Source organism: Candidatus Aegiribacteria sp. (assembly GCA_021108005.1).
Lineage (GTDB): Bacteria > Fermentibacterota > Fermentibacteria > Fermentibacterales > JCC-6 > Aegiribacteria.
In genome coordinates this window covers 1-4880 of the sequence record JAIORS010000165.1, presented here as the reverse complement: position 1 = coordinate 4880, position 4880 = coordinate 1, and the positions used below count along the sequence as shown (strand labels likewise).

Annotated in this window: 8 protein-coding genes; 6 read left to right on the top strand and 2 right to left on the bottom strand. The window is 50.1% G+C overall.

Annotated elements, in window-relative coordinates:
• Window positions 1–155: 155 nt before the first annotated feature.
• Window positions 156–488 carry a hypothetical protein gene (locus K8S15_10150; protein MCD4776396.1) on the bottom strand — a complete coding sequence of 111 codons (333 nt, stop codon included), beginning with the start codon at window positions 486–488 and terminating at the stop codon, window positions 156–158.
• Between K8S15_10150 and K8S15_10145 the strand changes: the two genes are divergently transcribed.
• Window positions 477–884 (top strand): hypothetical protein, encoded by a 408-nt coding sequence (locus K8S15_10145; protein ID MCD4776395.1) that lies wholly within the window; start codon window positions 477–479, stop codon window positions 882–884. The two genes, K8S15_10150 and K8S15_10145, sit on opposite strands and share 12 nt — an antisense overlap.
• 52 nt (window positions 885–936) lie before the next feature.
• Here K8S15_10145 and K8S15_10140 read toward each other — a convergent pair whose 3' ends face one another.
• The gene (locus K8S15_10140) at window positions 937–1194 is read right to left on the bottom strand and encodes a type II toxin-antitoxin system RelE/ParE family toxin (protein MCD4776394.1); all 258 of its coding nucleotides are present in this window, start codon (window positions 1192–1194) and stop codon (window positions 937–939) included.
• 178 nt (window positions 1195–1372) lie between these two features.
• Between K8S15_10140 and K8S15_10135 the strand changes: the two genes are divergently transcribed.
• From K8S15_10135 to K8S15_10115, 5 genes are all read left to right on the top strand, one after another.
• A complete protein-coding gene (locus K8S15_10135) occupies window positions 1373–1561 on the top strand; it encodes a hypothetical protein (protein MCD4776393.1) in 189 nt (62 codons plus the stop codon).
• Window positions 1562–1818: 257 nt separating this feature from the next.
• Window positions 1819–2013, top strand: a complete 195-nt coding sequence (locus tag K8S15_10130) for a hypothetical protein (GenBank protein MCD4776392.1) — start codon at window positions 1819–1821, stop codon at window positions 2011–2013.
• A gap of 51 nt (window positions 2014–2064) precedes the next feature.
• Window positions 2065–2466: a hypothetical protein gene (locus K8S15_10125; GenBank protein ID MCD4776391.1), complete on the top strand. Its 402-nt coding sequence runs from the start codon at window positions 2065–2067 to the stop codon at window positions 2464–2466.
• Between the two features lie 417 nt (window positions 2467–2883).
• Entirely contained in the window at window positions 2884–3183 is a 300-nt protein-coding gene (locus K8S15_10120) for an ArsR family transcriptional regulator (protein ID MCD4776390.1), read from the top strand.
• A 139-nt stretch (window positions 3184–3322) separates the two neighbouring features.
• Window positions 3323–4642 (top strand): transglutaminase-like domain-containing protein, encoded by a 1320-nt coding sequence (locus K8S15_10115; GenBank protein MCD4776389.1) that lies wholly within the window; start codon window positions 3323–3325, stop codon window positions 4640–4642.
• Window positions 4643–4880: the final 238 nt, after the last annotated feature.

The window sequence follows — 4880 nt, the reverse complement described above, 5'->3', positions numbered from 1 at the left end:
TTCCTTCTCCCAATTTCTCAAATATCTCAATATCTGTACCTGAAACTGACCATACTGCCCAAAATACCACCAGTCAAACATACCTTCCCGCAGATTTTCACTGGAAACACCGCATCAGGGCACACTACACCCGCTGAAGCCCGATCGCTTAAAACTTATCCAACCTCTATCTCTGGCACATCATCATCCTCTACCGTGATATCAGAACCTACGGTTTCAACGAGAAGTACTACCAGCAGGCCAGAAATCTGGGCGTAATATTCATCAGATACGAAGATGACAAAAAGCCGGCTGTCAAATACGTCAAAGATGATGATAAATAGAAGATCGCTGTCACCGTCAGTGACCACGTTCTTGATACTGAGATCGAGATTTCTCCTGACAGAGTCATTCTCGCGGCGGCCATGGAGCCCCAGAAAGACGTAGAAAGACTCTCGCAGATGCTCAAGATACCGCTCAACGAAGACAGATTCTTCATGGAAACCCACGATAAGCTCAGACCGGTGGATTTCTCCGCCGAGGGAATATTCCTGGCAGGATTAGCTCATTCACCAAAGAATATGGACGAGACCGTTTCCCAGGCCAAGGCTGCTGCCGAACGGGCATGCATCATAATCAGTTCTGACAAGTATCTGTCAGTGGCCAATATCGCCAGCCTGGACGATGACGTCTGCATAGGATGCGGAATATGCGTTTCCGTGTGTCTCTACAGCGCCCCGAGCCTGATATGGAAGAACGGCAGACAGGTCTGCTCGATCAACACGGCTCTGTGCAAGGGATGCGGAAGCTATTCCACAGTATGCCATTCCGGTGCTATGGAGCAGCTGGACTACAGCGAAGAACAGACCCACGAGATGGTGAATGTTTCTCTGGTTAATCTTTAATTGTAATGCTTTGATCGGTCACAATAAACCAGTTTGAAGCTCAGATAAACTACTAATCCCCATAGTGTGTTCCTGCTCGATGCACATAGATAATGTTTTTTTCATCATCAATAGAGTATACAATACGATTCCTGTAGGATAAACAGATTGAGAAATATCCCTTCAAATCCCCAACTAGTCTCTTACCTGACTTGGGATTCTGCGCAACCTGCTTCAGAAGAATATCCTGAAGTTTACCAGTCTCACGATCGTTGAGCCTCCTGATGTTCTTAATGGCTTCCTTCGTGAAACGGATTTCATACTTCTTCATTTAGTCGTGCTTGAAAAGAGCATCAAAAGAAACAGTCTCTCCATTCTCAATCTGATCAGTTGATTGTTTGATACTCTCCTTGAAGCCAGGAATTGAGAGTAAGTCGAGTGTCTCAATAAGATTATCATAATCGTCTTCGGAAAGAAGTACAGCCGAACCTTTGCGCGGGTTGTTGTAGTTGGTCGATACCGTGTCGAAACCCCGCCAAACAAACCCGGATAATCCACCTTATGCTTCACATTTCAGTATCCCGTGCTTCCTCGATATCAGCTCTATCGATCTGGCTGAAGATGAGGGACCAGATATTGAGCTCGATGGCGTGGGTGAGGACGCGTCGCTTAATCCCACTGACCTGCCCCGGCTCTGATGAGGGGGCTTCGTGGTCTGGGGGACAAAGGTTTGGGATCAGGTCAAACATATTAACATTATTCAGGGGCAATCATATGGCTGAGGATGAACCAATAAACAGCAGCTGGATTTACCACCTGTAACATTTCAATCCCTTTACCGACAGAAGCAACCGGGGAGAGATCCGCATCTTGCATACAGGATCGTACAGTATGCTCACTCCGCAGAAGGCAGCTGTGGGCAAATCTTTTCAAGAAAGTCTGCGGGAAGACATGTTTGACCAGGCTTGTTTCGGGCAGTATGCTCGGTTTCAGGCAGAAATCGGAGGTATGCTGGGACGAATGGGCTGCTTCGTGTGCAGAAAATGGGATTGAGGAAAATCCATTGTCCTATTATTATGCGCCCAGAGGATTACCTTTCGATCTGAACATGACGGTCCCAACCGGAGCGGCGTTTGATAAAGGTCGCTAAAACGTATATACTGGCGTAAATTAGTTTTTACATCTATAGGAGGTACAGAAGATGAGGGGCAAAACGGCAGTGATAATAGTTTCGATCCTACTGGCGGTTCTTACAATCCCCGCCCTGGCCCAGAGTAGGTCTGAGACCGATGATATCCCTACTATCACGATCACCCTGACCAGAATCCAGTTTGAGGCAGTGAAAGATGCGCCGTATGGGGAGTCCAGCGCCGTGTATGTGACGTTAACGGACGAGCAGATAAACACAATTTCCAGTAGTGCGTGGAGGCTTTTTGATCTGGAAGAGGAGCCGCTGCTCATGTATCCGGCCTTCTTCTGCGCTTTCACGGATCTGCGCGAGGGGAACACGGTCCTCCTTTCTATCAATACCTATAACTGCATAGACCCGGATAACCCGAGACTCACGATAGAATGTATCAGTGTTGTGGTCATAGCTCCGTAGCTCGTCAAGCTTACAAACCTTAAAGACGCGTGCTTGACGCACACCTCTCTTGTCGGTCACACTTTGACGTTACCCTCCCGGTGGGTATTCCTCAGACCTCGCGATCTTCCTTAGGGAAGTAGCCTCGTTAGTTGCTTTGCTCAATGATGGTCACACAACAGTACATGTTCCACTCGAGGAGTATTGTGACTACAGAGATTCCGGAGGTCTGGGATCTTCATCTTCAGCCTTGACAGGGCTTCCAGAATGAACGCTGAAGCCGCTGTGCTTCCAGGAACGCATGTTTTACATCAGTTCTTTTGAGATCATGTCCTCTTTGAGAAGCATTTTGAAAACAAGACCGGCAAAGAGTTTTTCAATCCCCTGGAAGGTTAATGCTGATTGACGATATGAAAATATTATCATATAATCATATCTATGAAAAACATGTTTGACGCTCTGGCGAATTCCAGCAGATTGAGAATGGTCCGCATTCTTCTGCGGGGGCCGCTTAATGTAAGCGAAATATCTACCGTTCTTGGGCTGAGTCAATCAAACGTAAGTCATAGCCTTCGAAAGCTTCTCGATGCCGGGATTGATTTTCTTCTTCCCATGGCAGTTCTTCGGAGAAACTGGTCAGATGTGAACATGGATATGTACTGCAGCTATCCCAGACAGCAGATAGCGTACCTTATTCTTCTTGAGAATATGCGGAATGGGGATGAAGACGACGAGTAACAGGATGGACTCGATACTCGGGAATGAAACCCGAATTCCCCAAGCGCCAGCCTTCTCGCCGGTTGTCGGCTGACACGTGAGTTCAACCGTTTGCCCCAGCAGCGAAAACAAGGTTTCCTCGGGGCGAGGAGCACCAAACATGACTGAAGAACATAAGGCTGCTAAGCTCTGTTTCAGGCGGGCGCGCTTGCTCGTTACCGAAGGCAATATCCAGGCTGCCAGAGCGCTATTTCTGGAAGCTGCGAGCCTCTACTCGATCTCCCAAGACCGGGAGAATTGCGCCTATGCGCAGGCCGCCGCAGGGTACATGTCGGTTCTTTGCGGCGATATTCAGGACGGCCTGGAGCTTTTGACCGAAGCGGCGCAAGCCGGTTATTCGGATCTGGAGAAAGTGGACCAACTTGCTGAGACGCCGTGGAGGAATAAGAAGCTGAGAGATACGGAGGAGTTCAAGGAGCTGCGCGCCTTGGTTGATCGAAATGCTCATCCCCTCAAGGTCATCAGGTGGGACAGCGATGCGCTCGACGCTTCGAAATGGATGAACTTCAGCTCTCCGGTCAGCTTGGAGGCGCTTCGGTTGGAATTGCCGGAACCTCCGTCGGTCGACGAGATGAGAAGACTCATCTACTGGCTCGAATGGGCGCACCAGCTTTTCCCGCACGACCCTTCAAACTCCCCCACTGACAGCAATCCACTGACAATCCTCAGGCAGGCCACACACGACACGGGATTCACCTGTCGAGAGTATGCCATCCTCCTCGCGTCAGTGCTTCAGGCGAACGCGCAACCCGCGAGAGTTCTTGCCCTCATGAAGGAGAACTACCACTACGGGTACGGGAAAGGGCATTGGGCGACAGAAGTCTGGAGCGACTCGTTGCAGAAGTGGATACTCCTCGATCCCCAGAACAACTGCCATTGGAAACACGAGGGGAAGACTCTAAACGCGCACGAAATCCGGGAACACGTCTTGGCCGGAAATGACGCCGAGCTGATTGCCCTGACGGCATCATCAGTCAGAAATGACATGAGCGCTTGGCTCGAACACTTCCGAGCGATCTGGATCTACAGGAATCAGGACTTCTTCAGTCACTGGGACTACCTCGGGGAGGTCGAAGAGATTAGCGAGAACCCCCACCTGTTGTTCCAGGGCAAGCACCGGGGGCTGTTTGGGCGCCACACGACTGAGGACTACCTGTACCCAAAGATGAACCAGGTGTGTTTTGAAGCCAAGCTCATCGACAATCGCATCCGAATCATCCTGTCCGATTCAGTGATGCTGTTCGATCAGTATGAGTGCCGACAAAACGATGGCCAGTGGGAAGTGTGTGACAGGGATATCACTCGGTCGCTCGCATTCGGCGAGAATAGGTTCTGCTTCAGAGCCAGGAATCGACTGGGTGGGCCGTGCGGCGCGGCCGAGGTGGTGATTGAACGGCAGAAATCGGCGCAGCTGCGCTGAGTGGCGGAGGGCGCAGTGAACGTAGGGAACGCTCTGAGATTGCTGACAGCTTATTGAGGAGGGCTGAGGAGAGAGGAGGACGCAGGTAGTAGTGTAATGATTGAGTTCTGGCGTCGGCTCCACGCCGCAAAAACTCTCGTCTAGGTAATAGGAAAGTGGATTTTCCTCAATCTTATTAGCTGCTCACAAAGCAACCCATTCGTCCCAATAAACAACCGATTCCTGCCTGAAACTGACC

Coding starts and splice junctions, on each gene's coding strand:
- K8S15_10145 (MCD4776395.1), top strand. CDS start 477: ATGGAAACCCACGATAAGCTCAGACCGGTGGATTTCTCCGCCGAGGGA.
- K8S15_10125 (MCD4776391.1), top strand. CDS start 2,065: ATGAGGGGCAAAACGGCAGTGATAATAGTTTCGATCCTACTGGCGGTT.
- K8S15_10140 (MCD4776394.1), bottom strand. CDS start 1,194: ATGAAGAAGTATGAAATCCGTTTCACGAAGGAAGCCATTAAGAACATC.
- K8S15_10115 (MCD4776389.1), top strand. CDS start 3,323: ATGACTGAAGAACATAAGGCTGCTAAGCTCTGTTTCAGGCGGGCGCGC.
- K8S15_10120 (MCD4776390.1), top strand. CDS start 2,884: ATGAAAAACATGTTTGACGCTCTGGCGAATTCCAGCAGATTGAGAATG.